This is a genomic window from Stutzerimonas sp. C6.4V, from assembly GCF_058536345.1.
Map to the genome: position 1 here is coordinate 1,277,675 of NZ_JBZUBM010000001.1, position 26,965 is coordinate 1,304,639.

The following is a 26,965-nucleotide window of genomic DNA, read 5'->3' on the forward strand; positions in this document are numbered from 1 at the left end:
CGGTCAGGATGCTGAAGTCTGACGAACGCTAGTTGGGCCCCTTGTTGCTGTCAATTTGCACGATTGCCGCAGCAGCACACCTCGCCAGGCCTGCCTTCCACTGTTTGCTTGCTTTAAGCTTGTTATTAGAGGCTGTGCCATATGCGCGGGGCCCGCTACGCCGATCAGCGACTTTATAAGCGGCGAAAGGCAAAGGCAGGCGAGCCCCCGAACGCCGCCTGGCCCGGCGGTGTTTCTCAGACGTGCTACCGGGTATGGTGCCGGGACTGCCGTGACAAGAGCCTTGATGGACGGGGTGACTTCTATAAGGCAAGCCACTAGAATGCTTGCCCATTCTGGGGCCGGATCGCCGGCTTATGTCTGTGCAACGAGGAAAATCCATGCAAGTTTCTGTTGAAAGCACCTCCGCTCTTGAGCGCCGCATGACCATTGGCGTGCCGGTCGAGCGCATCGAGAACGAAGTCAACAAGCGTCTGCAACAGACCGCCAGCCGTGCAAAGATCCCAGGTTTCCGCCCCGGCAAAGTCCCAATGAGCGTCATTCGCCAGCGCTACGAAGCAGCGGCGCGCCAAGAGGCCCTGGGTGATCTGATCCAAGCGACCTTTTATGAAGCTGTGGTAGCCGAAAAACTCAACCCGGCAGGCGCGCCCGCCGTCGAACCCAAGGTGTTCGAAAAAGGCAAGGATCTTGAATACGTTGCCACCTTCGAAGTGTTCCCGGAGTTCAAGGTTGCCGGCTTCGAAGGCATTGAAATCGAACGCCTGCAAGCCGAAGTGGCTGAGGCTGATGTCGATAACATGCTGGAAATTCTTCGCAAGCAGAACACTCGCTACGAGACCGCCGACCGCGCCGCGGAAAGCGGCGACCAGGTCAATATTGATTTCGTCGGCAAGATCGATGGTGAGGAGTTTGCAGGTGGTTCGGCGCAGGGTACCCAGCTGGTGCTTGGTTCCGGCCGCATGATTCCAGGTTTTGAAGACGCTCTTGTCGGTGCCAAGGCGGGAGATGAGCGCATCATCAACCCAACCTTCCCTGAGGACTACCAGAACCTCGACTTGGCCGGCAAGACCGCCGAGTTCACCGTAACTGTAAACAGCGTTGCCGCTGCGCAGTTGCCGGAGCTGAACGATGAATTCTTCGCTCAGTTCGGTGTTCAGGAAGGCGGGCTTGAAGGATTCCGCGCCGAAGTCAAGAAGAACATGGAGCGTGAGTTGCGCCAGGCTATCAAGACTAAGGTCAAGAATCAGGTGATGGAGGGGCTGGTGGTTGCTAATCCAATCGAAGCGCCCAAGGCCCTGATTGATAACGAAGTCAATCGTTTGCGGGTTCAGGCTGTGCAGCAGTTTGGTGGCAACATCAAGCCTGACCAGTTGCCCGCCGAGCTTTTTGAAGAGCAGGCTAAGCGCCGTGTGGTTCTCGGCTTGATTGTTGCTGAAGTCGTGAAGCAGTTCGAGCTGAAGCCTGATGATGCACGAGTCCGCGAGCTTATCGAAGAGATGGCCTCAGCCTACCAGGAGCCTGAGCAGGTCGTTTCTTGGTATTACAAGAACGACGAGCAGTTGAACGAAGTGCGCTCTGTTGTGCTCGAAGAACAAGTTGTAGATACTGTCCTGCAGCAGGCTAAAGTGACCGACAAGTCGGTCTCCTACGAAGAAGCAGTGAAGCCTGCGGAAGCCCCGCAAGCTGCCTGAGTCTCACATCGTTTGAATGCACATTCATAAGCCAGCCTAGAGCTGGCTTATGTATTTGAGGCATGACATAGGGAGTATCGTTGGACATGTCCGGCAATCCGTTTATGCAAGCTCCAGACATCCAGGCTGCAGGTGGCCTGGTGCCGATGGTCATCGAACAGTCCGCTCGCGGTGAGCGCGCGTATGACATCTATTCGCGCCTTCTGAAAGAGCGCGTTATCTTCATGGTCGGCCAGGTCGAGGACTACATGGCTAACCTGATCGTGGCGCAGATGCTGTTCCTCGAAGCGGAAAACCCCGAGAAGGATATTCATCTGTACATCAACTCTCCGGGTGGATCTGTTACCGCCGGTATGGCGATCTATGACACGATGCAGTTCATCAAGGCCGACGTTTCAACCACCTGTATTGGTCAGGCCTGCAGTATGGGCGCCTTCCTGCTCGCTGGTGGGGCAAAGGGCAAGCGTTTCTGCCTTCCCAATGCGCGGGTAATGATTCACCAACCGCTTGGGGGGTTTCAGGGACAGGCCTCTGATATCGACATCCACGCGCGCGAAATCCTTTATATCCGCGAGCGGCTCAACCAACTGCTCTCGCACCACACTGGCCAAAATCTCGAGACGATCGAGCGTGACACCAATCGAGACTACTTCATGAGCGCCTCGCGGGCCTTGGAGTACGGCGTTGTCGATGCTGTCCACGAGAAGCGGCAGCTGCCTGTATAGAGGTGGTCTAAGAGGGTGTAGTTAGCGGGCATCCGTCTTGTGCGCTTTTGCATGCCCTTGAAAATGCCCGCGTTTGCCTTCATCTTGTATTTCAAGCCTTCCCGATTGGATCGATCGAATGACTGACACCCGCAACGGCGAGGATTCCGGCAAGCTGCTCTATTGCTCTTTTTGCGGCAAAAGCCAGCATGAAGTACGCAAGTTGATTGCCGGACCCTCGGTTTTTATCTGCGACGAGTGCGTCGACCTGTGCAATGACATCATCCGTGAGGAGGTGCAAGAAGCACAGGCTGAAAGCAATTCGCAAAAGCTGCCTGCACCTAAGGAGATAAGCGGCATCCTCGACCAGTACGTGATTGGTCAGGAGCGAGCCAAGAAGATTTTGGCTGTGGCTGTCTATAACCACTACAAGCGGCTCAATCAGCGCGACAAGAAAGAAGAAGTCGAGCTAGGTAAGAGCAATATTCTTCTCATCGGCCCGACCGGGTCGGGTAAGACCTTGCTCGCCGAGACGCTTGCTCGGTTGCTGAATGTTCCCTTCACCATTGCTGACGCAACCACGCTGACCGAAGCGGGTTACGTGGGTGAGGATGTCGAGAACATCATTCAGAAACTGTTGCAGAAATGCGATTACGATGTCGAAAAAGCCCAGATGGGTATCGTATACATCGACGAGATCGACAAGATTTCGCGTAAATCAGATAACCCCTCGATTACCCGTGATGTTTCGGGTGAAGGGGTCCAGCAGGCACTTTTGAAGTTGATTGAAGGTACTGTAGCCTCTGTACCCCCGCAGGGCGGCCGCAAGCATCCGCAGCAGGAGTTTCTGCAGGTTGATACGCGCAACATCCTGTTCATCTGCGGTGGTGCATTTGCCGGTCTGGAGAAAGTGATCCAGGGCCGTTCTACCAAGGGCGGAATCGGCTTCAACGCAGAGGTTCGTAGCATGGACCCTGGCAAGAAGATTGGTGAGTCGCTGCGTTCAGTCGAGCCGGATGATCTCGTCAAGTTTGGTCTGATTCCGGAGTTTGTCGGTCGTCTACCTGTTATCGCAACGCTGGATGAGCTTGATGAAGCTGCACTCATTCAGATTCTGACCGAGCCCAAGAACGCCTTGACCAAGCAGTACGCCAAGCTTTTCGAGCTAGAAGGCGTGGACCTGGAATTCAGAACGGATGCCCTTAAGGCAGTCGCGGGTCGTGCTCTGGAGCGTAAGACAGGTGCGCGCGGCCTGCGCTCGATTCTGGAAGGTGTTCTGCTGGATACCATGTATGAAATCCCGTCCCAGAAGGATGTCAGCAAGGTCGTCATTGACGAAAGTGTCATTGAAGGAACCTCGCAGCCACTGCTGATCTACGAAAACACCGAGCCGCCTGCCAAGGCTGCGCCTGACGCGTAATAGACAAGGGGCCTCCGGGCCCCTTTGCATTTCTGCTCCCGTCCTTGTTTTTTGCCCTGCGTGCCCTCATCTTTGATCGTCAGGGTGTTTCCCGTTCACCGCCGTATGGCCGTCGTAGAGCTGAATTTATGAAGACAACCATCGAACTGCCCCTCTTGCCGCTGCGCGACGTCGTGGTTTACCCGCACATGGTAATTCCGCTGTTTGTCGGCCGGGAGAAATCCATCGAGGCCCTCGAGTCTGCCATGGCTGGTGACAAGCAGATCCTGCTGTTGGCGCAAAAGAATCCGGCCGATGATGATCCAGCGGAGGATGGCCTGTATCGAGTGGGTACGGCCGCAACGGTGCTGCAATTGCTCAAGCTGCCGGACGGTACGGTCAAGGTCCTGGTCGAAGGCGAACAACGTGGCGTGATCGATCGTTTTTACGAAGTGGATGATCATTGCCGTGCAGAGGTGGCGCTGGTCGACGAATCGGAAATCGAAGAGCGCGAGGGTGAGGTTTTCACCAGGAGCCTGCTTAGCCAGTTCGAGCAATACGTGCAGCTCGGCAAGAAGGTTCCGTCTGAGGTGCTTTCATCGCTTGCGAGCATCGATGAGCCTGGCCGCCTGGTCGATACCATGGCCGCTCATATGGCGCTAAAGATCGAGCAGAAACAGGCGATCCTGGAAATTACCGACCTGCCCGCTCGTGTCGAGCATGTGCTTGCCCTGCTCGATGCGGAGATCGACCTGTTACAGGTCGAGAAGCGGATTCGGGGTCGCGTCAAGAAACAGATGGAGCGCAGTCAGCGGGAGTATTATCTGAATGAGCAGATGAAAGCCATTCAGAAAGAGCTCGGTGATATCGATGAAGGTCACAACGAAATCGATGACCTGAAAAAGCGCATCGAGAACGCGGGATTGAGCAAAGATGCGCACGCCAAAGCGACCACAGAGCTCAACAAGCTCAAGCAGATGTCGCCGATGTCAGCCGAGGCCACTGTGGTGAGGACTTACATCGATTGGTTGGTTAACGTTCCGTGGAAGGCGGCGAGCAAGGTGCGCCTGGATCTGGCGAAGGCTGAAGAAGTCCTTGATGCAGACCATTACGGTCTCGAAGAGGTAAAGGATCGGATCCTTGAGTATCTTGCTGTGCAAAAGCGCGTGAAGAAACTGAAGGGCCCCGTACTCTGCCTGGTCGGTCCGCCTGGCGTCGGCAAGACATCGTTGGCCGAATCCATCGCGAGATCCACCAACCGTAAATTCGTGCGCATGGCGCTCGGTGGGGTGCGCGATGAAGCAGAAATCCGGGGTCATCGGCGTACCTATATCGGCTCCATGCCAGGCCGTCTGATACAAAAAATGACCAAGGTGGGGGTGCGCAACCCGCTGTTTCTGCTCGACGAGATCGACAAGATGGGCAACGACATGCGGGGTGACCCCGCGTCCGCCTTGCTTGAGGTGCTCGACCCCGAGCAGAACCACAATTTCAACGATCATTATCTAGAGGTCGATTACGACCTTTCTGATGTCATGTTCCTTTGTACGGCCAATTCGATGAACATTCCGGCGCCGCTGCTCGACCGGATGGAAGTGATCCGTCTCCCCGGGTATACCGAGGATGAAAAGATCAACATTGCGATTCGATACCTTGTGCCGAAACAGGTCCAGGCCAACGGGCTCAAGAAGACCGAATTGACCTTCGATGCAGATGCCATTCGCGATGTCATCCGTTACTACACACGCGAGGCGGGTGTGCGCAGTCTCGAGCGTCAGTTGGCAAAGGTCTGCCGTAAGGTCGTCAAGGAACATGCCACTGAAAAGGCCTTCACTGTTCAGGTGACCGCCGAGTCCCTGGAGCATTTCCTGGGTGTTCGCAAGTTCCGCTATGGTCTTGCCGAGCAACAGGATCAGGTGGGACAGGTCACCGGGCTGGCATGGACGCAGGTTGGCGGCGAGTTGCTGACTATCGAGGCTGCGGTTGTGCCAGGAAAAGGGCGTTTGACGAAAACCGGTTCGCTGGGAGATGTGATGGGCGAGTCAATCACGGCTGCGCTTACGGTGGTTCGTAGTCGTGCCGCGAGCCTCGGCATACCGGTAGATTTTCACGAGAAGCAGGACATTCATATTCATGTCCCTGAAGGTGCTACTCCGAAGGATGGACCAAGCGCCGGCATTGGCATGTGCACCGCGCTTGTTTCTGCGCTAACGCAGATTCCAGTTCGTGCCGAGGTGGCCATGACGGGCGAAATCACCTTGCGCGGCCAAGTGCTGGCTATCGGTGGGTTGAAGGAAAAACTGCTCGCGGCTCATCGGGGGGGTATCAAGACGGTAATCATTCCCGAAGAGAACCAGCGTGATCTGAAAGAGATTCCTGAAAATATTAAGCAGGACCTACAGATTAAACCGGTGAAGTGGATTGACGAGGTCCTCCAAATTGCGCTGCAATACGCGCCGGAGCCCTTACCTGACGCGGCTCCCGAGATTGTCGCAAAGGAAGATAAGCGCGAGCCTGATTCCAAGGAGCGAATCAGCACGCATTAGTCTGAGAAGCCTCGTTGACGCATTTACAGCGCCCTTGATATAAAAACGGCCTTTTGTGTCACTGCTTTATCAGCACCGCTTTGCTTACATTAAAAATCAAAGAATGACTCAACAGAAATAAGGGGACTTAGAGTGAACAAGTCGGAACTGATCGATGCTATCGCCGCATCTGCTGATATCCCGAAAGCTGTTGCTGGCCGCGCGCTGGATGCAGTGATCGAATCCGTCACTGGCGCCCTGAAGGCTGGTGACTCCGTGGTGCTGGTTGGTTTCGGTACTTTTGCTGTGAAAGAGCGCGCTGCTCGCACAGGTCGCAATCCGCAGACCGGCAATCCGATCAACATCGCCGCTGCCAAGATTCCGGGCTTCAAAGCTGGCAAGGCTCTTAAAGACGCCGTCAACTAAGCGTTTCGATCCGGCCAGTTGTCAGGGATTGCCTGACCCTGGCTCGGAGCGGTGCTTCGAACAGGCTATGCCTGTTGCGCTCGGGTTTGGGGGTAAGGCCCAACCGCTCCAAAAGCTCCGAGAAAGGCGCATCCCTGGATGCGCCTTTCTTTTATCCGATACCCGATTTCCGCCCGTGCTGCAGTATCACGGTGCAGCTGACTCTTGGGGGATGCATGCTTCAGAACATCAGGGACAATTCACAAGGCTGGATTGCCAAGACCATTATCGGAATCATAGTCGTGCTTCTGGCGCTGACCGGGTTCGACGCGATTTTCAATGCCGCCAACAACAGCCGGAATGCCGCTGAGGTGAACGGTGAGGAGATCTCGCTGGAGGAGCTCAATCAGGCGATGAACATGCAGCGCCGTCAGCTCGCTCAGCAGCTGGGTGGTGATTTCGATCCATCGCTGCTGGATGACAAGCTGGTACGCGAATCCGCACTCAGAGCCTTGATTGATCGTGCTTTATTGTTGCAGGGAGCGAGAGAAGCCGATTTCGCTTTTTCCGAGGAGGCATTGGACCAACTGATTCTGCAGACGCCGGAGTTCATGGTCGATGGTGCCTTCAACGCAGCGCGTTTCGATCAGGTCATCCAGCAGATGGGCTATACGCGCCTGCAGTTCCGTGAGCTGCTGAAACAGGAAATGCTTATCGGCCAGCTCCGTGCAGGCATCGCAGGCTCGGGTTTTGTGACAGACGAGCAAATTGAAACGTTTGCCAGGCTCGAGCAGCAGACCCGGGACTTCGGCACCATCAAGATCGCTGCCAACCCCTCGGCGATAAACGTCAGCGACGAGCAGGCGCGCGAGTTCTACGAGCAGAACACTGATCGCTTTCGCTCGCCGGAGCAGGTGGTCCTGGAATACGTCGAGCTGAAAAAAGATGCATTTTTCGATCAGGTCGAGGTCTCCGATGAGTCGATCGAAGCGCTATACAAGCAGCGCATTGCGAATCTGGCGGAGCAACGGCGCGCAGCTCATATTCTCGTCGAGGCCGATAGCGCGAGCGATGATGAAGCCAAGACTCGTATTGACGCGATAGCCGAGCGTCTGGCCGCTGGGGAGGACTTCGCTTCAGTCGCCAAGGAGTCGTCCGAAGATCCTGGGTCTGCCAATGCTGGTGGCGATCTTGGCTTTGCCGGCCCCGGCGTTTACGATCCAGCGTTCGAGAAGGCGCTCTATGACCTCGACAAAGGCCAGGTTTCGGCACCGGTCCGGTCCGAATTTGGTTGGCATCTGATCAAGCTTTTGGATGTCCAGTCTCCCGAGGTACCGACACTGGAAAGCCTGAGGCCCGAGCTTGAGCGCGAGCTCAAGGCGCAGCAGGTCGAGCAACGCTTCGTTGAAACCAGCAAGCAGTTGGAGGACGCTGCATTCGAGGCGTCGGATCTGTCTCAACCGGCGCAGGAGCTCGGTCTTGAGGTGCAGACCACCGATGCGTTTGGGCGAGAAGGGGGGCAGGGTATCGCTTCCAACCGTCAGGTTATCCAGGCGGCTTTCAGCGACGAAGTACTGGTTGACGGAGCCAACAGCAGTGTCATTGAGCTGGACCCGGATACGGTTGTTGCTGTCCGTGTGAAAACGCATATGCAGCCAGAGGTGTTGCCATTCGAAGTAGTCAAGGAAGACATCGTGACACAACTGCAGCGCAGCAAGGCCGCAGAGCAGGCCCAGCAGGAAGGGGAGCAGCTGGTTGCTAAGCTTCGTGAGGGAGGCCAGGCGGAGCGGGAATGGGACGGTGTGGAAGCAGCCGCTCGCAACCAGGAAGGGGTAGATCCCGCCGTGCTTCAAGAGGTGTTCCGCATGGCCAAGCCGGAGTCCGGCTCAGAGCCGACCTACGGCAGCGTGCGCTTGGCGGCTGGCGACTATGTGGTGATTCGCCTAAGCGGAGTAAACGAGCCCACTGCGCAGCTGACTGATGAAGAAAAGCAGAACTATCGTCGCTTCCTTGCTTCGCGTAGCGGACAGCAGGATTTTGCAGCCTATCGGCAGATGCTTCAGGCCGACGCAGAGGTTGAAATCTTCGCTCGCTAGATTGCAGCTGGTCCATCGCATCTGACAAACCCCCGGCACAATGGCCGGGGTTTTTTTATCAGCACTGGAAAAAATTGGTGAGATCTTGCCGATGCTGCGAATGGCTAGTGGCAACAGACGCAACTTGGTTTCATCGCCCGGCTAAAGGCTGAGAGGCAACTCATGCCATACAAGCGATGGCAACGGTTGGCCGCTGGAGGCTTGGGGAAAGTGATGCGGCGGGCTTGATAAAACGAACCCCGCCGGAAGGGGCGGGGTTCGTCAGGTAGAGCCAGGATGGCGCTGACCCTTAGTCCTCTATCGCTCCCATCGCCGTGGTATTGAAACCTCCGTCGACATAGAGGATTTCACCACTGATACCTGAAGCCAGATCCGAACACAGGAACGCGCCGGCATTGCCGACTTCTTCGATGGTCACGTTCCGGCGCAGGGGGGTCTGCTTTTCGTTGGCTGCCAGCATCTTCCGGAAGCTCTTGATTCCTGACGCCGCTAGCGTGCGGATAGGGCCTGCCGAAACGGCATTCACACGCGTGCCTTCCGGGCCAAGGCTTCCAGCCAGATAACGAACTCCGGCTTCCAGGCTAGCCTTGGCCATACCCATGACATTGTAGTTGGGCATGGTGCGCTCTGCGCCCAGGTAGGACAGGGTGAGAATGCTACCGTTACGGCCCTTCATCATAGGGCGACCGGCTTTTGCCAACGCCACCAGGCTATAGGCGCTGATATCGTGAGCTATTCGGAATCCCTCGCGGGTGGTCACGTCGGTGAAATCCCCATCCAATTGGTCGCCTGGTGCGAAACCGACCGAATGAACGATGCCGTCCAGGCTGTCCCACTTCTCTCCCAAGGCTTCGAATACCTTGGCGATTTCTTCATCGCTGGCTACATCACAGGGAAAGCACAATTCAGGACCCGAGCCCCAGCCCGCTGCGAATTCTTCCACGCGGCCCTTGAGCTTTTCGTTTTGATAAGTAAAAGCCAGTTCGGCGCCTTCGCGGTGCATGGCCGCAGCGATGCCTGAGGCGATCGACAGTTTGCTGGCAACGCCAACGATCAGTATGCGCTTACCGGTTAGAAAACCCATGTGCTTGTCCCTCTTCTGGTTGAGCGGCTACCGGTACCATGAAGGCAGATTCCAGCAACTGCTGTGTATAAGGATGTTTAGGGGAGGCGAATATCGACTCTGCCGGCCCTTGTTCGACTACCTGGCCCTGCTTGACCACCATCATCTGGTGGCTCAGTGCCCTGACTACGGCCAGGTCATGGCTGATGAACAGGTAGGTCAGGTTGTATTTGGCTTGCAACGAGCGCAGCAGCTCCACTACCTGCCGCTGTACCGTTCTGTCCAGTGCAGAGGTTGGCTCATCGAGCAGGATCAGCTCCGGCTTGAGAACCAGCGCCCTGGCAATCGCTATTCGCTGTCGCTGGCCTCCAGAAAATTCATGGGGGTAACGATGGCGGCTTTCCGGGTCGAGCCCGACCTCCTTCAGTGCTTCGATGATGGCCTGTTGCTGTTCAGTAGCGCTCCCGAGTCCATGTATGTCCAGGCCTTCCCCGATGATCTGGCCAACAGACATGCGTGGGCTGAGACTGCCGAACGGGTCTTGAAACACCACTTGCATCTGCCGACGCAGTGGTCGCACGTCACGTTGCGACATCGTTTCAAGCGACTGTTCTTTGAATCGTATCTCGCCGCGGCTGCCGAGCAGGCGCAGGATCGAAAGCCCCAGTGTCGATTTGCCCGATCCGCTTTCGCCGACGATGCCCAGCGTCTGCCCCTTCGGTAGGCTGAAGGTCACCCCATCCACCGCTTTGACATGGTCCACGGTGCGCCTGAGCAACCCTTTCTTGATGGGAAACCAGACCCGCAGATCCTTCACTTCCAGCAGCGGAGCTGCCGGTTCGGCTGTCACCGGGCCGCCACTAGGCTCAGCCGCAAGCAGCTCGCGGGTGTATGGATGCTGCGGTGCGCTGAACAACGCTTCACAAGCTGCCTGTTCGACGACGCGACCTCGTTGCATGACACATACGCGATGAGCGATTCGCCTCACTAGATTCAGGTCATGGCTGATCAGCAACAGCGCCATGCCGAGGCGAGCCTGCAATTCCTTGAGCAGCTCGAGTATTTTCAACTGAACCGTCACATCAAGGGCCGTAGTGGGTTCGTCGGCAATCAGCAGCTCCGGCTCGTTGGCCAGGGCCATGGCGATTACCACTCGCTGGCGCTGTCCTCCGGACAGTTCGTGAGGATAGGCGCGCAGACGTTTTTTGGGGTCCGGTATACCCACCAGATCAAGCAGCTCCAAAGTACGAGCGGTGGCCTCTTTAGCGCTGAGTCCCTTGTGAATCTGCAGCACCTCGTTGATCTGTTTGCCAACGGTGTGCAGCGGGTTCAGCGAGGTCATCGGCTCCTGGAACACCATGGCGATGCGGTCCCCGCGAATGCCGCGCATGCGCTTTTCATCGGCCTTGAGCAGATCCTCACCGGCATAGATGATTGCCCCGGCCGGATGGCGTGCAAGCGGGTAGGGCAGCAGGCGCAGTATCGAGTGTGCAGTCACTGATTTGCCTGAGCCGCTTTCGCCAACAAGCGCAAGCGTCTCGCCTTTGCGGATATCGAAGCTGACATCCTCAACTACACGTTGAGAGTGCGCTCCGGTAATGAACTCTACGGCCAGGCCTCTGACCTCTATCAGATTCTCAGCCATCTTATTTCCTTGGGTCGAAGGCATCGCGTGCTGCCTCGCCAATGAAGACCAGCAACGTCAGCATGATCGCCAGGACCAGGAACGCACTGATGCCCAGCCACGGAGCCTGCAGGTTGGCCTTGCCTTGTGCTACCAGTTCGCCGAGTGACGGCGCCCCGGGTGGGAGACCGAAGCCGAGAAAGTCCAGTGCCGTCAAGGTACCGATCGCGCCGGTGAGGATGAACGGCATGAAGGTCATGGTCGATACCATGGCGTTGGGCAGGATGTGACGGAACATGATGGCGCCGTTCTGCATACCCAGCGCCCTTGCAGCCCTTACATACTCAAGGTTTCTGCCTCGGAGAAACTCTGCACGCACCACGTCGACGAGGCTCATCCAGGAGAACAGCAGCATGATGCCGAGCAGCCACCAGAAATTGGGCTGTACGAAACTGGCAAGGATGATCAGCAGATAAAGCACCGGCAGCCCCGACCATATTTCCAGAATGCGTTGACCGACCAGGTCCACCCAACCGCCATAGAATCCCTGAAGCGCGCCGGCGATCACGCCGATCACCGAGCTGATGAGGGTCAACGTCAGGGCAAACAGTACCGAGATACGGAAACCGTAGATGACCCGTGCCAGCACATCCCTACCCTGGTCATCGGTACCCAGCCAGTTGACGCTGGACGGCGGGGCCGGCGCCGGCACCTGCAGGTCATAGTTGATACTGGCATAGTCGAACGGAATCGGCGGCCAGATCATCCAGCCATCCTTTGCCTCGATGAGCTCCTGGATATACGGGCCCTTGTAGTTGGCCTGGAGAGGAAACTCGCCACCAAATGTGGTTTCCGGGTAGCGCTTGAATACAGGGAAATACCAGCCGCCGTCGAAGTGCACCACGATCGGTTTGTCGTTGGCGATGAGTTCAGCCCCCAGGCTCAGGACGAACAGGCACAGAAACAGCCATAGTGACCACCAGCCACGCTTGTGGGCCTTGAACAGAGCGAACCGACGCTGGTTGAGCGGAGAGAGCTTCATCAGGCCTCCCGACTTTCAAAATCGATGCGTGGGTCGACCAGGGTATAGGTCAGGTCTCCGATCAGCTTGACTACGAGGCCAAGCAGGGTGAACAAGAATAGGGTGCCGAACACGACGGGGTAGTCCCGGTTGATCGCTGCCTCGAAGCTCAGGAGGCCGAGGCCGTCCAGCGAAAAAATCACTTCGATCAGCAGCGAGCCCGTGAAGAACATGCCGATGAAGGCCGACGGGAAGCCGGCGATTATGATGAGCATCGCATTGCGGAACACATGGCCGTAGAGCACGCGATTCTTGCTTAATCCTTTGGCGCGGGCCGTGATGACGTACTGTTTGTTTATCTCGTCGAGAAAGCTGTTTTTCGTGAGCAACGTAAGAGTGGCGAAGTTACCGATCACCAGCGCGGTTACTGGCAAGGCCAGATGCCAGAAATAATCGATGATCTTGCCTGCAAAGCTCAGCTCGGCGAAATTGCCGGAAGTCAGCCCTCTCAGGGGGAACCAGTTCCAGTAGCTTCCTCCGGCGAAGAGAACGATCAACAGGATCGCGAACAGAAACGCCGGAATCGCGTAGCCAACGATGATCGCCGAGCTGGTCCAGACGTCGAACGGGCTGCCATGGCGAGTCGCCTTGGCGATACCCAGCGGAATGGATGCCAGGTACATGATCAGGGTGCTCCACAGGCCCAGCGAGATAGAGACAGGCATCTTTTCCAGGATGAGGTCCGTCACCTTGGCGTCGCGAAAGAAGCTTTCTCCGAAATCGAATCGCGCATAGTTGCTCAGCATGATCCAGAATCGCTCCGGAGCCGGTTTGTCGAATCCGTAAAGCCGTTCGATTTCAGCGATGAGATCGGGATCCAGCCCCTGTGCGCCGCGGTAGTTGTTTGCGCCGGTGGCGACTTCCGAGCCGCCGCCGGCGATACGGCTGGTGGCGCCTTCGAAGCCTTCCAGCTTGGCGATGGCCTGTTCCACCGGGCCGCCTGGCGCCGCCTGGATGATGATGAAGTTGATCAGCAGGATGCCGAACAGGGTAGGGATGATCAGCAGCAACCGGCGGACGATATACGCGAGCATGCTTAATGTCCCGCTTCGAGGTTGTTGTCGCTTGGCTTGTCGGAACTGCCCTTTGCCGCTTTGTCAGCCGGCTCGCCGGCAGGGGTTTGGCTGTCGACTTTATGCCACCAGGTCATCAAGCCGATGTCGTGGCTGGGTGTTGTCTCGGGATGGGCAAGGTGGTTCCAGTAGGCCACTCGCCAAGTCTTGATGTGCCAGTTGGGTACCACATAGTGGCCCCACAGCAGGACGCGGTCGAGCGCCCGGGTGCGGGTGATCAGTTCGTCGCGGGAGTCTGCCGCGATCACCTTTTCTACAAGGGCATCGATTGCCGGGTCCTTCAGTCCAATGTAGTTACGGCTACCCGGGTTGTCTGCGCTGGAGGAGTGCCAGTATTCGCGTTGCTCATTGCCCGGCGAACTGGACTGTCCAAACCCGCTGACGATCATGTCGTAGTCACGTGAGCGCAGGCGGTTGATGTATTGGGACACATCGACCCGGCGAATCTCGAGCTCAATGCCTAGGTCCGCCAGGTTGCGCTTGTAGGGCAGCAGTACCCGCTCGAACTCGGCCTGGACCAGCAGAAACTCGAGCTTGACCGGCTTGCCATTGGCATCAACCATGCGGTCGTTCTCGATTTTCCAACCAGCGTCGGTCAGCAGCTGATAAGCGCGGCGTTGCTGTTCACGAATGATTCCGTCGGCATTGGTCTCGGGCAGGTTGTAGATCTTGTCAAAGACCTCATCAGGTATCTGCCCCCGCAGCGGCCCGAGCAGATTCAGCTCTTCTTCGCTTGGCAGGCCCGAGGAAGCGAGCTCGGAGTTGTCGAAATAGCTGCGGGTACGGATATAGGCGCCATTGAACAGCTGCCGGTTGGTCCATTCGAAGTCGAACAGCAACGCCAGGGCCTCCCTGACCCTGCGATCCTGTAGGCGGGGCTTTCGAATGTTGAAGATGAAGCCCTGCATGCCCTGAGGGTTGCGGTTGGCGATCTCTTCCTTGATGATCCGGCCGTCCTTCACTGCATCGATATCGTAGGCGGTCGCCCAGTTCTTTGCGCTGGTCTCCAGCCAGTAGTCGAAATGGCCTGCCTTGAATGCCTGCAGCGCGACCGTGTTGTCGCGGTAGTAGTCGAAGGTGAGTCGATCGAAATTGTAGAAGCCTCGGTTTACGGGTAAATCCTTGCCCCAGTAGCCGTCATTTCGGGCAAAGCTGATCGACCTGCCGGGCTGCACCTGGTCAACCCGATAGGGCCCGCTGCCCAACGGAGGCTCCATGCTGCCTGTACCGAAATCCCGCTCGGCCCACCAATGCTTGGGCAGCACTGGTAGCTGACCCAGTATCAAAGGCAACTCTCGGTTGCCGGCGTGCTTGAAGTCGAAGCGGACCTGCCGCGGCCCTTCGATTACGACCTTCTCGACGTCGGCATAGTAGCCTCGGTAGTGTGGCGCGCCCTTGCTGAGCAAGGTTTCGAAGGTGAAGGCGACATCTTCGGCCTCTACCGGCTCACCGTCGTTGAAACGTGCCTCGGGACGCAAGTAGAAGCGCACCCATTCGTTGTTCGGACCCTTCTCGATCTTTTCCGCGAGCAGGCCGTACACCGTGAAAGGTTCGTCCAGGCTGTTCACCGTCAGGGTGTCGTATATCAAGCCGATGTCGTCAGCGGCGACACCCTTGTTGATGAACGGATTGAGCGAGTCGAAACTGCCAAACCCCGCTTGCCGGAGCGTGCCACCTTTGGGGGCTTCGGGATTGGCATAGTCAAAGTGGGAGAAATTCGCAGGGTACTTCGGTTTCTCGTCGTACAGCGTCAAGGCGTGCTGTGGCGCTGCGGCTGCCATGTTGGCCAGGCAAAAAAGGGTGAGTAAACCTGCATGCAGGAACGGCAGACGTAAGCGAATTTTCATTTAGCCTTCTCCAGGTCCTTCAACCACCACGCACGGAGCCCGAGGGTGTAAGGCGGTGTGGTGACATGGGCGAACCGGTTGCGATACGCCAGGCGGTGATAACTGATGAACCAGTTGGGAATGGTGTAGTGATTCCAGAGCAGGACCCGGTCGATTGCCCGAGTGGCCGCTACCTGCTCTTCACGGGTCTTGGCTGCGATCAGCTTCTCGATGAGCTCGTCGACGATGGGGTTGGCAATGCCCGCATAGTTGCGTCCGCCTTTGACATCGACCTGGCTCGAATGAAAGTACAACCACTGTTCAAGGCCGGGGCTGAGGCTTTGCGAGAGCGTCGTCAGGATCATGTCGTAATCGTACTGGTCGAGACGTTGCTTGTACTGGGCCCCATCGACGGTACGAAGCCGCGCCTGGATGCCGATGCGCGCAAGATTTTCCACGTAAGGCTGAAGGATTCGCTCAAGGCCTGGGTTCACCAGCAGAATTTCAAAAGCGAACAGCTGGCCAGATTTGTCCCGTAGCCCTTCGGCCGTCAGAGTCCAGCCGGCATCTTTCAGTAGCCCCAGGGCCTTGCGCAGCGTGTCGCGTGGAATGCCACGCCCGTCCGTCTTGGGTAGCTCGAACGGGTCGGTAAAGAGTGCCGGGGGCAGGCTATCGCGATAGGGCGACAGCAACAGCCACTCGCCGCCTTCCGGTGTTCCCTTTGCAGTGAAATCGCTGTTCGGGTAGTAACTCTCGCTGCGTTGATAGGCGCCATAGAAAAGTGCCCGATTGGTCCACTCGAAATCGAACATCATGCCCAGCGCCTGGCGAATACGGATGTCGGCAAAGGTCGAGCGCCGTCCGTTCATGAACAGCGCCTGGGTCTGGGTGGGAATCTGGTGGGGCAGCTCGGCGCGGATGACGTCGCCGCGCAGCACGGCCGGAAAATGATATCCATTGGCCCAGTTCTTGGCCTGGTGTTCGATATAGAAGTCGAATTCACCAACCTTGAACGCCTCGAACGCGACGGTGCTGTCCCGGTAGAACTCAACCTCTACCCGATCGAAGTTGTACTTGCCCCGGTTGGCCGGAAGCTCGGCGCCCCACCAGTTCTTCACGCGCTCGAAAACAACCTGGCGCCCGGGCTGCACCTTGGTTATGCGGTAGGGACCGCTTCCCAGAGGCGGCTCGAAAGTCGTCGCCTTGAAATCACGATCCTTCCAGTAGTGCTGCGGCAGGACCGGTAGCTCGCCCAATCGCATGATCAGCAACCGGTTATCCGCTTTATCGAAGACGAAACGGATGCGATGACGATTGAGTATGTCGACGCGCTTGATGCCTTTCAGATCGGTTCGGTAGCGTGGGTGACCATCCCTGATCAGCAACCGATAGGAAAAGGCGACGTCGTAAGCGGTGATGGGCTGGCCATCATGGAAGCGCGCTTCATGACGTAGATTGAAAACAACCCAGCTGTGATTGTCGGCGTACTCGATCGTCTCCGCGATCAGGCCGTACACCGACGCGGGTTCATCCCCGGATGGATCATAGATCCCCGTGCCGACCATCAGGGGCTCGTTCAGCTCACTGACCCCGTACTGAAAAAAGCCGGGCGTTGCGCTGGGACTGGTTCCTTTGAAGGTATAGGGGTTCAGCGTATCGAAGGTGCCGGATGCCATGAGTTGCAGGCGACCGCCTTTTGGCGCATCCGGGTTCACCCAGTCGAAGTGGGTAAAGCTTTCAGGATACTTGAGCGTGCCAAACTGCGCATAACCGTGGCTTTCGCTGATCGTGGCGAACGACGGAAAGCTCAGGGCCAGGCAGGTCAATAACAGTAGGATGGGTCGCATCAAACGGTGAATCCGATCCATGGCGCTTTCGGTCTTTTCGGCCGGGTACAGTAACAGCTTGTATCCGCTGGAAAAAGACCAGCCATCTGGGCAAACTGCGTTTCCCTTCATCGACGCCCGTATCGAGGGTAAGGTCGCGATCTTGAGTGAAACTACCTTCGGTTTGCAGTCATGGATTGATCGACTGAACCAGTCCGAGCTGCCTGCACTGGCCGCGGTGGTGCAGGATCTTCAGCGCCTGACCGAACAGCAGAACTCTTCCGTACAACAGCTTGCCGATGTGTTGCTCCGTGATGCAGCCCTGACATCGAAGGTGCTGCGAGTGGGCAATAGCAGCTACTACAACCCTTCGCAGGAAACCATCAAGACCATCTCCCGAGCGATCGTCATGATCGGCTTCGACAACGTAAGGCTGATCAGCCTGTCGGTCAGCTTGATCGATGGGCTGCTCGACCGTGCGCCGCGTCGGCAGCTGCAGGAAACGCTGGCTCGTTCATTCCACGCCGCGGTTCAGGCTCGTAACATCGCTGGCTACGTTCTGGCCAAGCACGAAGAAGAGGTGTTCATCGCGGCCCTGCTTCACCAGGTTGGGGAAATGGCGTTCTGGGGTTGCGGTGGCGAGCAGGCCGACAATCTGGCCTCTGCCCTGGCAGAAGATACTCCGGACCCGGAGAAGGCGGTCGAGAAGGTGCTAGGTACCAGTTTCCGTCAGCTCAGTCTGGGGCTGATCAAGAGCTGGAACATCGGCGAGCTCGCCAGTCTTGCCCATGGGTCGCTCAATCTAAGGGATCCCGCGGTACGCTCTGTCAGCCTCGGTGTCAGAATCAGTTCGGCTGCCATGGAGGGATGGGATAGCCCGACCATGGAGCGACTCGTGGAGGAACTAGCCGAACTTACGGGTATTTCCCGCGAGGATGCCATGCAGCAGATCTTCGACAGTGCCGACGAGGCGGTTCAGGTCGCGGCAACATTCGGCGCCAGCCGTCTCTGCACGCTTATTCCCTCGACTGACCCGGAGCAGGTGCGGTTGCAGCAAGCGGAGCGCAAGGCGATGCAACTGCAGCCGGATCTGGTATTGATGCAACAGGCCATGCAGGACCTGGGCATGATGGCGGCCAGCCGCGGCGATGTGAATCTCATCCTCGATACCTTGCTCAAGGGGCTGCACCTGGGCGCCGGTCTCGAGCGGGTGATGTTGACAGTTCTGGCTGACCAGCAATCGACCTTTCGCGCAAAGTGTGTCGTTGGCGAACAGACCCAGGGCTGGCTGAAGACCTTCGTTCTGCCTGTTGAACAGCCCGGCGAGGCGCATATCTTCAGCTATGTACTTCGTCAGCGTGAGTCGTTATGGATGGGGGTGCCAGCGAGCTACAGTCTGGAAGATCTGGTCAGCCTGCCCATTCGAACGCAGCTGGGCAAAGGCATGTTCTTCATTGCGCCGCTGATGGCCGGCAAGCGGGAGATCGGTGTGCTCTACGCCGACGGGCGAATATCGGGAAGGGCTTTGAAGCATGAGCAGTTCGTGGCGTTCCAGCGGTTCAATCAGCTGGCCGGTCGTTGCCTTGAGGCGCTTAGCAGGCGCACCTAACAAATGGCAGTGCGGCGGCACCAGGTGCCGCAGAACGTATAGGGCTGCTAGCGTGGTAGATACAGGGTCAAGGTCTGTCCGGGCTTGAGCACTGCGCTGTCTCTAGGATTCCAGGTCTTCAGATGGTTGATCTGAACCTTGAAGCGTTTGGCGATTTCGTAGAGAGAGTCGCCTTTCTTGACCTTGTAGTAGGTCGGTGTGGCTTTGGCCTTCGCCTTGCTGCCGGCAGCCTGAAGAAAAAGCGCCTGGCCGACCTTGAGATTGCTGCCGGACAGGTTGTTCCATCTCTGCAGATCGCGAACCGAAACCTTCTGAGCTTTGGCGATATCCCAGAGACTGTCTCCCTGGCGTACTCGATAGCTGCGCGGCGCGGGCTGGCTTCGCGCAACCGCATGCAGGAGTTCGGGTGACTGATCTGCCGAGGTTGATTGCGGAATGCTCAACACCTGGCCAATCTGCAGTCGGTCTCCTTTGAGGCGGTTGATGTCTCGGATGATGTTGAGGCTGAGTCGATAGCGGTTGGCGATCGAACCCAGGGTATCGCCAGGTCGCACCTTGTACTGCTGCCAGTCGACCAGATCCTGCGGTTTCATCAAGGCCAGGTTGGCAGCCAGCATCTCGGCCTTTGCACTCGGAACCAGCAAATGCTGCGGTCCGTCGAGCGTGATACGGCGGGTAAAGGCGGGGTTGAGCTGATAGATCTCGTCTTCGTCGACATCAACCATTTCGGCGACGCGTGAAAGGTCCATCCGTTGCTTTAGGGTGACCACTTCGAAATAGGGTTCGTTGGCGATCGGGCGGAGATTCAAACCGTATGCATCGGGGCTCTGCACCATCTGCGCCAGTGCCAACAGCTTGGGTACATAGTCACGGGTCTCGTTGGGCAGTGACAGATTCCAGTAGTCGGTTGGCAAGCCAAGCTTCTGGTTGCGCTCGATCGCCCGGCTGACGGTGCCTTCGCCGGCGTTGTAGGCAGCCAGCGCAAGCAGCCAGTCGTCATTGAAAAGACCGTGGAGATAGGAAAGGTAGCGCAGCGCCGCAGTGGTCGATGCGGTGATGTCGCGGCGGCCGTCATACCAGCTGGTCTGTTGCAGATTGAAGTGCCGTCCCGTCGAGGGAATGAACTGCCAGAGGCCTACAGCCTGTGCCGGCGAGTAGGCGAAGGGGTTGTAGGCGCTCTCTATGATTGGCAGAAGCGCCAGTTCGAGCGGCATATCGCGCTCTTCCAGTTGCTCGACGATATAGTGAATGTAAAGCCCGCCGCGTTCGCTGGCGACTTCGATGGAGTTCGGGCGACTGGCGAACAGCAGGCGCTGCTGTTCGATCCGAGGATTACCGTCGTTGTATTCCTGCAGCTTGAAGCCGTGCCTGACCCGATCCCAGATATCGGTATGGGAGGGTGGCGCTGCGGGCGTATCGGACAGCCACAGCGTATCGTCCACCACCTGTTCGGCGATTGGCAGCGGGGAGCTTTCAGGCGTGCCGGAGCCGGTGCTCTGGCAGCCTGTTATGGCAAGACAGATGGCCAGTGCCAGGGCCCGACCGGAGGCTGCCAAGGCGTCCGGTTGAGGGCTGTTCGAAAAGTCAGAAGACATTGGCTGGAGGCTTCCCCGGGCGCAAAATTCGAGGGAGTGTAGGAATGCCATTCCAGCGGGTCAAGCAAACGCCCCGGTTTTGGGCACTGGTCGAGCTTAGTCAGAAGCGGTCTTTCCATGCGCGGATAGCCGCAAATACGGCCTCGGGTGTGTCCAGTTCCTGGCCGCTCTGCTGTTTTGCGGCAGCTGCTACCGCACCTTCAGTACTGCGAAGGAAGGGATTGGTGGCCAGTTCGGTCCGAAGATCGGACGGCAGCGTAATCTGGTTTTCCCCCCGCTGCCTGGTGACCAGTTCGAGCCTTTGTGAAATGTGATGATTATCGGGCTCCACAGCCTGGGCAAAACGCAGGTTGGCCAGGGTGTATTCATGCGCGCAGTAGATGAGCGTATGCGCTGGTAGTGCTGCCAGCCGCTGCAGCGAGTTGAACATTTGCGCTGGCGTCCCTTCGAACAGACGGCCGCAACCACCAGCGAACAGGGTGTCACCACTCAATAGCCACGGCGTCTGGTGATCGTCATGGAAGTACGCGATGTGGCCGAGTGTATGCCCCGGCACGTCAATGACCTCCAGAGTGTGACCGAGCACCTCGATACGCTTACCTTGGGCCAGCGCCTCGTCCCGCCCCGGAATGTTCTCGGTGGCCGGTCCGTACACCCTGGCCTGGTGGCGGGTCTTGAGCTGCACGACTCCGCCGACGTGGTCGGGATGGTGATGGGTTGTCAGGATGTCGGTCAGTCGCCATTCGGGGTGCCGATCCAGCCAGGCCTGAACAGGGTTCGCGTCCCCCGGATCGACCACTGCACAGAGCCGTTGTTCATCATCCTGAATCAGCCAGATGTAGTTGTCGGTAAAGGCGGGAAGAGCTTCTATCTTCAACATATATGCGGGTCGCCAAGTCGATAGCAAAGGCGCATCCTAACAGCCCGAAAGGAAAGTGCGTGCGGCCTGCTGCTGCGGCCAAACCGGCCAACCCGATGAACGGAGCCGAGGCATGAAAGACCGATCCTGCGCCAAGGGAGACGATCCCTGGTTGCACTTGATGAACGAAACCAGCGCCTGGTTTCAAGGACCGCTGGGGCAGCAATTGCTTGAGCAGGAGCAGCGAGCGCTCGGCCATGAGCTGGCCCGCTGTTTCGGCAGTTACCTGGTTCATTACGCGCCGGTGGCACATACCAGTATCGAGCCGCAAAAGATCAAGCGAAGTGTCCGCATCGGGCCGCCGCTGCCCGGTGTCGATATTTTCTGCGAAGAGCAGTCCTGGCCGATCGGAGAGCACGCGGCCGATGTGGTTGTCGTCCAGCACGGCCTGGACTTCAGTCTGTCGCCCCATGCGCTGTTGCGGGAGGCGGCACGAAGCGTTCGTCCGGGAGGACATCTGCTGATCATCGGGATTAACCCCTGGAGCGCCTGGGGCCTTACGCGTTTGCTGTCGCGCAAGGCGTTTCGCCATGCACGCTGCATTCGTCCGACACGGGTCGGCGACTGGCTCAATCTGCTGGGATTCGCTCTGGAGAAACGACGGTTCGGGTGCTATTGTCCGCCGCTTTCCTCGAGCCAGTGGCAGGCGCGGCTGTCCCGGCTGGACATTGCCGGGCAACGGCTGCAAGCGCCCACCGGTGGGTTCTATCTTCTGGTAGCACGCAAGCTGACGGTGGGTTTGCGACCGCTGCGACAGAATCGCCGGGAGCGTATGGGCCAGTTGCTGCCGCTGCCGGTGGCGAAGGTCAGCCGCCGCGACGCCGAACAGTAGTGGGCAGGGTCCAGATGAGTGATGAGATAGTCGAGATTTACACCGATGGCGCCTGCAAGGGAAACCCGGGTCCCGGTGGCTGGGGCGCACTGCTGGTATTCAAGGGTGTCGAGCGGGAACTTTGGGGTGGCGAAGCTGAGACCACCAACAACCGGATGGAGCTTATGGCGGCCATACGAGCCCTGGAAGAGCTGAAACGTCCCTGTCAGGTGCGCCTGGTGACCGATTCGCAGTACGTGATGCAGGGCATCAACGACTGGATGCCGAACTGGAAGAAGCGCGGCTGGAAGACGGCTGCCAAACAACCTGTCAAGAACGCCGATCTTTGGCGGTTGCTGGACGAACAGGTCAACCGGCATCAGGTAACGTGGCAGTGGGTTCGTGGCCACACCGGTCATCCAGGTAACGAGCGCGCGGATCTACTGGCCAACCGCGGCGTAGTTCAGGCCAAACGACAAACCGCTTGAGAGAGTTGCAAACATGCGTAGCGTAGTGCTGGACACTGAAACCACCGGTATGCCGGTGACCGACGGCCACCGGATCATCGAGATCGGTTGCGTCGAGGTTATTGGTCGCAAGCTCACTGGCCGGCACTATCATGTCTACCTGCAGCCTGATCGGGAAGTGGACGAGGGCGCCATCGCCGTCCACGGCATCACCAACGAATTCCTGACCGACAAACCACGCTTCAAGGATGTGGCTGATGAGTTCTTTGAATTCATCAAGGGCGCCCAGCTGATTATTCACAACGCTGCGTTCGATGTTGGCTTCATCAACAACGAGTTTTCCCTGCTCGGGCAGCAGGATCGCGCAGAGCTGAGCGATCACTGCAGCATCCTCGATACCTTGTTGATGGCCCGCGAGCGTCATCCGGGCCAGCGCAACAGTCTCGATGCGCTGTGCAAGCGCTATGGAGTGGACAACTCCGGGCGCGACCTGCACGGCGCATTGCTGGACGCCGAAATTCTTGCCGACGTCTACCTGACCATGACGGGTGGGCAGACCAATCTGTCGCTGGCTGGCGACGGTGCTGACAGCCAGAACGGTGGGCGCCAGCAGGCGACACCTGTCCGCCGACTGCCAGCCGATCGAACCAGGACTCCGGTCATCCGTGCCAACGCTGACGAAGTCGCCGCCCATTTGGCGCGCCTGCAGGCGATCGAGAAAGCGGCAGGCGCAACGCCTTTGTGGGTTCAGCTCGAGCAGCCTGCGCCGGTAGAGGCAGAGGCCCAGCCCGCCTAGCTTTTCGCAGGTTTTCTGCCGGACTCGCACCGAGCCCCACACTCAACGCTGCCTGACCGGACGCGACGGTTTACGCATGGCTGCTAGGCAGCGTTTCGGCGCGATTGCCCGATTGCGTCATCAGCGCTTGGTGCTCCGCAGCGGAGCTTCTACTCTGGAGGGGAACGCCTTCAGGAAGAGCTCATGTACAAAGATCTCAAGTTCCCCATTCTTATTGTTCATCGCGACATCAAGGCCGATACCGTCGCCGGTGAGCGGGTCCGTGAAATCGCGGCCGAACTGGAGCGCGACGGCTTCCACATCCTCCCCACCGGCAGCGCCGCCGAGGGCCGGATCGTCGCTTCGACACATCATGGTCTGGCTTGCATCCTGGTTGCGGCTGAGGGAGCGGGGGAGAACCAGCGACTTTTACAGGATGTGGTGGGGCTGATTCGTGTGGCACGGCGTCGAGCCCCGCAGCTCCCGATCTTTGCACTGGGCGAGCAGATCACCATCGAGAATGCTCCTGCTGAAGCGATGGCCGACCTGAACGAGTTACGCGGCCTTCTTTATCTGTTCGAAGACACGGTGCCGTTTTTGGCTCGCCAGGCTGCCAGGGCCGCACGCAGCTATCTGGACGGACTGCTGCCACCCTTCTTTCGTGCCCTGGTTCAACACACCGGGGATTCCAACTATTCCTGGCACACGCCAGGGCACGGCGGTGGAGTCGCGTTTCGCAAGAGTCCAGTGGGGCAGGCGTTTCATCAGTTCTTTGGGGAAAACACCTTGCGGTCCGATCTCTCGGTGTCGGTTCCAGAACTCGGGTCGCTGCTGGACCACACTGGGCCGCTTGCGGCCGCTGAGGCTCGCGCTGCGCGCAATTTCGGCGCCGACCACACCTTCTTTGTTATCAATGGAACCTCCACGGCAAACAAGATCGTCTGGCATTCGATGGTGGCGAGGGACGACCTGGTGCTGGTGGACCGAAACTGTCACAAGTCGATTCTCCATTCGATCATCATGACCGGCGCGATCCCGTTGTACCTGACACCGTCGCGAAACGAACTGGGGATCATCGGCCCGATTCCACTGGATGAGTTCACGGCCGAGTCCCTTCAGGCCAAGATCGATGCCAACCCGCTGGCTCGTGGCCGTCCACCGCGCGTCAAGCTGGCAGTGATCACCAACTCGACGTATGACGGCCTTTGCTACAACGCCAATCTGATCAAGCGAACCCTGGGCGATAACGTCGACGTGTTGCACTTCGACGAGGCGTGGTACGCCTACGCGGCCTTTCATGAGTTTTATGACGGTCGCTACGGAATGGATACGCGTGAGCAGGGCCCGCTGGTCTTCACAACGCACTCTACGCATAAGGTATTGGCCGCGTTCAGCCAGGCGTCAATGATCCACGTACTGGATAGCGATCAGCGCCAGCTGGACCGTGACCGTTTCAACGAAGCCTTCATGATGCACATTTCCACCTCGCCGCAGTACGGGATCCTCGCGTCGCTCGACGTGGCTTCCGCAATGATGGAAGGGCCGGCAGGGCGCTCGCTGGTTCAGGAAACCTTCGACGAAGCCCTGAGTTTCCGACGCGCACTGGCCAATGTGCGCCAACATCTGGCGGCTCATGATTGGTGGTTCAGTATCTGGCAACCACCCGCGGCGGACGGTGCGGAAGCGGTGGCGACGTCCGACTGGCTGCTGACTCCGGAAGGGGAGTGGCATGGCTTCGGCGAGGTTGCCGACGACTATGTATTGCTCGACCCGATCAAGGTCACGCTGGTTACACCCGGCCTTTCCGCAGGGGGGAAGCTGGATGAGCGCGGCATTCCGGCGGCTGTCGTCAGCAAGTTTCTCTGGGAACGTGGACTCGTTGTCGAAAAGACCGGGCTTTATTCGATTCTCGTGCTTTTTTCCATGGGTATTACCAAGGGCAAGTGGAGCACGCTTCTGACTGAGTTGCTTGAGTTCAAGCGGCACTATGACACTAACGTGCCGTTGTGCGACGCCTTGCCCAGCGTCGCACAGGCAGGTGGCAGCCAGTACAACACGATGGGGCTGCGCGACCTTTGTGATGCATTGCACGCCTGCTATAGAGACAACGCAACGGCCAGAGCAATGAGACGGATGTACACGGCGTTGCCAGAGCTGGCTATCAAACCTGCCGATGCCTATGACAAGCTGGTTCGCGGGGAGGTCGAGGCGGTGCCGATCGAGGCGCTTGAGGGCCGCATTGCAGCGGTTATGCTGGTCCCCTATCCGCCGGGGATTCCTCTGATCATGCCGGGCGAGCGGTTTACGGCCGAGACGCGGTCCATACTTGACTATCTGGCATTCGCACAACGCTTCGCTATGCACTTTCCAGGATTTGATGCCGACGTGCATGGTTTACAACACGAGGCTCGTCCCGACGGGACTTACTACACCGTAGATTGCGTGTTGGAAGACTGACCCCAGATCGGTTCTGGCTTTCGAGTCGTCAAGGTGACGATGTCAAAGCCGGATGATGCACAACGGCGTGGGCTGGGTCACAACGTCCCGCATCGACTTTCCACGCGCTGTTGCTATAGTTGTGCGGCTGAGAACAGGCCCCGCCGAGGGCCTGTCTGACTTGAAAGGCGCCGCGGTGCCAAGCCTGTCGAGGATGATAGCGTGACTGAATACGAAGCCTTCCGTGTAGATCTGCGGGACAAGGTAGCCCACGTAGCGATCAACCGACCGGAAAAGATCAATGCGATGAACGCGGCGTTCTGGAGCGAGATCGTCGATATTTTCCGCTGGGCAGATGACACGGATGCAGTGCGTGTGGTGGTGCTGTCTGGAGAGGGCAAGCATTTCTCGGCAGGCATCGATCTGCAATTGCTTGCACAGGCCGCAGCACAGCTGGGCAAGGACATCGGCCGCAACGCAGAAGGTCTGCGTCGCCAGATTCTCAAGCTTCAGGCCTCTTTCAATGCCGTCGACCATTGTCGCAAGCCGGTAATCGCCGCTATCCAGGGATATTGCATTGGCGGAGCAATCGATCTGATCGCTGCCTGCGATATGCGGTACAGCACTCTCGACGCCCAGTTCTCCATCAAGGAAATCGATATGGGCATGGCGGCGGATGTCGGCACCCTGCAGCGTCTTCCGCGCATAATTGGTGACGGCATGATGCGCGAGCTTGCGTATACCGGCCGGACTGTCGATGGCCGCGAAGCGCAGGCGATCGGACTGGTCAACCGCGCCTATCCTGACCAGGCGGCGCTGATGGACGCTGTGCATGCACTTGCGGCCGAGGTTGCAGCCAAATCCCCGATAGCCATTCGCGGCACCAAGGAAATGATCCGCTACATGCGGGATCACCGCGTCGATGACGGTCTGCAGTACATCGCCACCTGGAATGCGGCGATGCTTCAATCCGAAGATCTCAAGCGGGCCATGGCTGCTCACATGAACAAACAGAAACCGGACTTTGCCGACTGATGCAG

The 26,965-nt window shown here is 58.1% G+C and carries 20 protein-coding genes; 12 read left to right on the plus strand and 8 right to left on the minus strand.

Translation table 11 applies throughout. The features are described 5' to 3' along the window. Positions 1-380: 380 nt before the first annotated feature. The 6 genes from tig to AC4LFW_RS06165 all read left to right on the plus strand — a co-directional run bounded on the left by tig (position 381) and on the right by AC4LFW_RS06165 (position 8,820). Positions 381-1,691 (plus strand): trigger factor, encoded by a 1,311-nt coding sequence (tig, locus tag AC4LFW_RS06140; protein WP_491820147.1) that lies wholly within the window; start codon positions 381-383, stop codon positions 1,689-1,691. An 86-nt stretch (positions 1,692-1,777) separates the two neighbouring features. Further along, positions 1,778-2,416: an ATP-dependent Clp endopeptidase proteolytic subunit ClpP gene (gene clpP, locus AC4LFW_RS06145; RefSeq protein ID WP_491818304.1), complete on the plus strand. Its 639-nt coding sequence runs from the start codon at positions 1,778-1,780 to the stop codon at positions 2,414-2,416. A gap of 118 nt (positions 2,417-2,534) precedes the next feature. Continuing rightward, the gene (gene clpX / locus AC4LFW_RS06150) at positions 2,535-3,815 is read left to right on the plus strand and encodes an ATP-dependent Clp protease ATP-binding subunit ClpX (RefSeq protein ID WP_491818305.1); all 1,281 of its coding nucleotides are present in this window, start codon (positions 2,535-2,537) and stop codon (positions 3,813-3,815) included. Positions 3,816-3,943: 128 nt separating this feature from the next. Continuing rightward, complete coding sequence (gene lon / locus AC4LFW_RS06155; protein ID WP_491818306.1) at positions 3,944-6,340, plus strand: endopeptidase La; 2,397 nt, start codon at positions 3,944-3,946, stop codon at positions 6,338-6,340. 132 nt (positions 6,341-6,472) lie between these two features. Continuing rightward, on the plus strand, positions 6,473-6,745 hold the full coding sequence (locus tag AC4LFW_RS06160) for an HU family DNA-binding protein (protein WP_491818307.1): 273 nt from the start codon (positions 6,473-6,475) through the stop codon (positions 6,743-6,745). 215 nt (positions 6,746-6,960) lie between these two features. Continuing rightward, positions 6,961-8,820 carry a SurA N-terminal domain-containing protein gene (locus tag AC4LFW_RS06165; protein WP_491818308.1) on the plus strand — a complete coding sequence of 620 codons (1,860 nt, stop codon included), beginning with the start codon at positions 6,961-6,963 and terminating at the stop codon, positions 8,818-8,820. 289 nt (positions 8,821-9,109) lie between these two features. Here AC4LFW_RS06165 and fabI read toward each other — a convergent pair whose 3' ends face one another. The 6 genes from fabI to AC4LFW_RS06195 are packed head-to-tail and all read right to left on the minus strand — an operon-like array spanning position 9,110 to position 17,334. Further along, positions 9,110-9,904 carry an enoyl-ACP reductase FabI gene (fabI, locus tag AC4LFW_RS06170; RefSeq protein WP_491818309.1) on the minus strand — a complete coding sequence of 265 codons (795 nt, stop codon included), beginning with the start codon at positions 9,902-9,904 and terminating at the stop codon, positions 9,110-9,112. Then, entirely contained in the window at positions 9,885-11,528 is a 1,644-nt protein-coding gene (locus tag AC4LFW_RS06175; protein ID WP_491818310.1) for an ABC transporter ATP-binding protein, read from the minus strand. The genes fabI and AC4LFW_RS06175 overlap by 20 nt, the downstream gene beginning before the upstream one ends. Position 11,529: 1 nt before the next feature. Further along, positions 11,530-12,549, minus strand: a complete 1,020-nt coding sequence (locus tag AC4LFW_RS06180) for an ABC transporter permease (RefSeq protein WP_491818311.1) — start codon at positions 12,547-12,549, stop codon at positions 11,530-11,532. Then, entirely contained in the window at positions 12,549-13,622 is a 1,074-nt protein-coding gene (locus AC4LFW_RS06185; RefSeq protein ID WP_491818312.1) for a microcin C ABC transporter permease YejB, read from the minus strand. The genes AC4LFW_RS06180 and AC4LFW_RS06185 overlap by 1 nt, the downstream gene beginning before the upstream one ends. 2 nt (positions 13,623-13,624) lie before the next feature. Further along, positions 13,625-15,508, minus strand: a complete 1,884-nt coding sequence (locus tag AC4LFW_RS06190; protein ID WP_491818313.1) for an extracellular solute-binding protein — start codon at positions 15,506-15,508, stop codon at positions 13,625-13,627. Then, positions 15,505-17,334 (minus strand): extracellular solute-binding protein, encoded by a 1,830-nt coding sequence (locus AC4LFW_RS06195; RefSeq protein ID WP_491818314.1) that lies wholly within the window; start codon positions 17,332-17,334, stop codon positions 15,505-15,507. Before AC4LFW_RS06195 ends, AC4LFW_RS06190 begins: the two co-directional genes overlap by 4 nt. Before the next feature lie 142 nt (positions 17,335-17,476). Here AC4LFW_RS06195 and AC4LFW_RS06200 point away from each other — a divergent pair, with 142 nt between their 5' ends. Next, positions 17,477-18,922, plus strand: coding sequence for an HDOD domain-containing protein (locus AC4LFW_RS06200; protein WP_491818315.1), 1,446 nt, complete (start codon positions 17,477-17,479; stop codon positions 18,920-18,922). Between the two features lie 47 nt (positions 18,923-18,969). On the opposite strand, the gene AC4LFW_RS06205 is transcribed toward AC4LFW_RS06200, so the two are convergent. Both AC4LFW_RS06205 and gloB read right to left on the minus strand, forming a co-directional pair. Continuing rightward, positions 18,970-20,517 (minus strand): lytic transglycosylase domain-containing protein, encoded by a 1,548-nt coding sequence (locus AC4LFW_RS06205; RefSeq protein WP_491818316.1) that lies wholly within the window; start codon positions 20,515-20,517, stop codon positions 18,970-18,972. A 100-nt stretch (positions 20,518-20,617) separates the two neighbouring features. Next, the gene (gloB, locus tag AC4LFW_RS06210; RefSeq protein ID WP_491818317.1) at positions 20,618-21,397 is read right to left on the minus strand and encodes a hydroxyacylglutathione hydrolase; all 780 of its coding nucleotides are present in this window, start codon (positions 21,395-21,397) and stop codon (positions 20,618-20,620) included. 112 nt (positions 21,398-21,509) lie between these two features. On the opposite strand from gloB, the gene AC4LFW_RS06215 reads away from it, so the two are divergent. The 5 genes from AC4LFW_RS06215 to AC4LFW_RS06235 all read left to right on the plus strand — a co-directional run bounded on the left by AC4LFW_RS06215 (position 21,510) and on the right by AC4LFW_RS06235 (position 26,960). Continuing rightward, positions 21,510-22,268: a class I SAM-dependent methyltransferase gene (locus AC4LFW_RS06215; RefSeq protein WP_491818318.1), complete on the plus strand. Its 759-nt coding sequence runs from the start codon at positions 21,510-21,512 to the stop codon at positions 22,266-22,268. A gap of 14 nt (positions 22,269-22,282) precedes the next feature. Then, on the plus strand, positions 22,283-22,735 hold the full coding sequence (gene rnhA, locus AC4LFW_RS06220) for a ribonuclease HI (RefSeq protein ID WP_491818319.1): 453 nt from the start codon (positions 22,283-22,285) through the stop codon (positions 22,733-22,735). 13 nt (positions 22,736-22,748) lie between these two features. Then, on the plus strand, positions 22,749-23,510 hold the full coding sequence (dnaQ, locus tag AC4LFW_RS06225; RefSeq protein ID WP_491818320.1) for a DNA polymerase III subunit epsilon: 762 nt from the start codon (positions 22,749-22,751) through the stop codon (positions 23,508-23,510). Positions 23,511-23,693: 183 nt separating this feature from the next. Further along, a complete protein-coding gene (locus tag AC4LFW_RS06230; RefSeq protein WP_491818321.1) occupies positions 23,694-25,946 on the plus strand; it encodes an Orn/Lys/Arg family decarboxylase in 2,253 nt (750 codons plus the stop codon). A gap of 201 nt (positions 25,947-26,147) precedes the next feature. Then, on the plus strand, positions 26,148-26,960 hold the full coding sequence (locus AC4LFW_RS06235; RefSeq protein ID WP_491818322.1) for a crotonase/enoyl-CoA hydratase family protein: 813 nt from the start codon (positions 26,148-26,150) through the stop codon (positions 26,958-26,960). Positions 26,961-26,965 lie beyond the last annotated feature (5 nt).

Bases quoted from the DNA above. Each gene is read 5' to 3' on its own strand.
- dnaQ (WP_491818320.1), top strand. From the start codon at position 22,749: ATGCGTAGCGTAGTGCTGGACACTGAAACCACCGGTATGCCGGTGACC.
- AC4LFW_RS06230 (WP_491818321.1), top strand. From the start codon at position 23,694: ATGTACAAAGATCTCAAGTTCCCCATTCTTATTGTTCATCGCGACATC.
- AC4LFW_RS06165 (WP_491818308.1), top strand. From the start codon at position 6,961: ATGCTTCAGAACATCAGGGACAATTCACAAGGCTGGATTGCCAAGACC.
- AC4LFW_RS06205 (WP_491818316.1), bottom strand. From the start codon at position 20,517: ATGTCTTCTGACTTTTCGAACAGCCCTCAACCGGACGCCTTGGCAGCC.
- clpX (WP_491818305.1), top strand. From the start codon at position 2,535: ATGACTGACACCCGCAACGGCGAGGATTCCGGCAAGCTGCTCTATTGC.
- fabI (WP_491818309.1), bottom strand. From the start codon at position 9,904: ATGGGTTTTCTAACCGGTAAGCGCATACTGATCGTTGGCGTTGCCAGC.
- AC4LFW_RS06215 (WP_491818318.1), top strand. From the start codon at position 21,510: ATGAAAGACCGATCCTGCGCCAAGGGAGACGATCCCTGGTTGCACTTG.
- AC4LFW_RS06180 (WP_491818311.1), bottom strand. From the start codon at position 12,549: ATGAAGCTCTCTCCGCTCAACCAGCGTCGGTTCGCTCTGTTCAAGGCC.
- AC4LFW_RS06185 (WP_491818312.1), bottom strand. From the start codon at position 13,622: ATGCTCGCGTATATCGTCCGCCGGTTGCTGCTGATCATCCCTACCCTG.
- tig (WP_491820147.1), top strand. From the start codon at position 381: ATGCAAGTTTCTGTTGAAAGCACCTCCGCTCTTGAGCGCCGCATGACC.
- AC4LFW_RS06175 (WP_491818310.1), bottom strand. From the start codon at position 11,528: ATGGCTGAGAATCTGATAGAGGTCAGAGGCCTGGCCGTAGAGTTCATT.
- rnhA (WP_491818319.1), top strand. From the start codon at position 22,283: ATGAGTGATGAGATAGTCGAGATTTACACCGATGGCGCCTGCAAGGGA.
- AC4LFW_RS06190 (WP_491818313.1), bottom strand. From the start codon at position 15,508: ATGAAAATTCGCTTACGTCTGCCGTTCCTGCATGCAGGTTTACTCACC.
- clpP (WP_491818304.1), top strand. From the start codon at position 1,778: ATGTCCGGCAATCCGTTTATGCAAGCTCCAGACATCCAGGCTGCAGGT.
- AC4LFW_RS06195 (WP_491818314.1), bottom strand. From the start codon at position 17,334: ATGCGACCCATCCTACTGTTATTGACCTGCCTGGCCCTGAGCTTTCCG.
- gloB (WP_491818317.1), bottom strand. From the start codon at position 21,397: ATGTTGAAGATAGAAGCTCTTCCCGCCTTTACCGACAACTACATCTGG.
- lon (WP_491818306.1), top strand. From the start codon at position 3,944: ATGAAGACAACCATCGAACTGCCCCTCTTGCCGCTGCGCGACGTCGTG.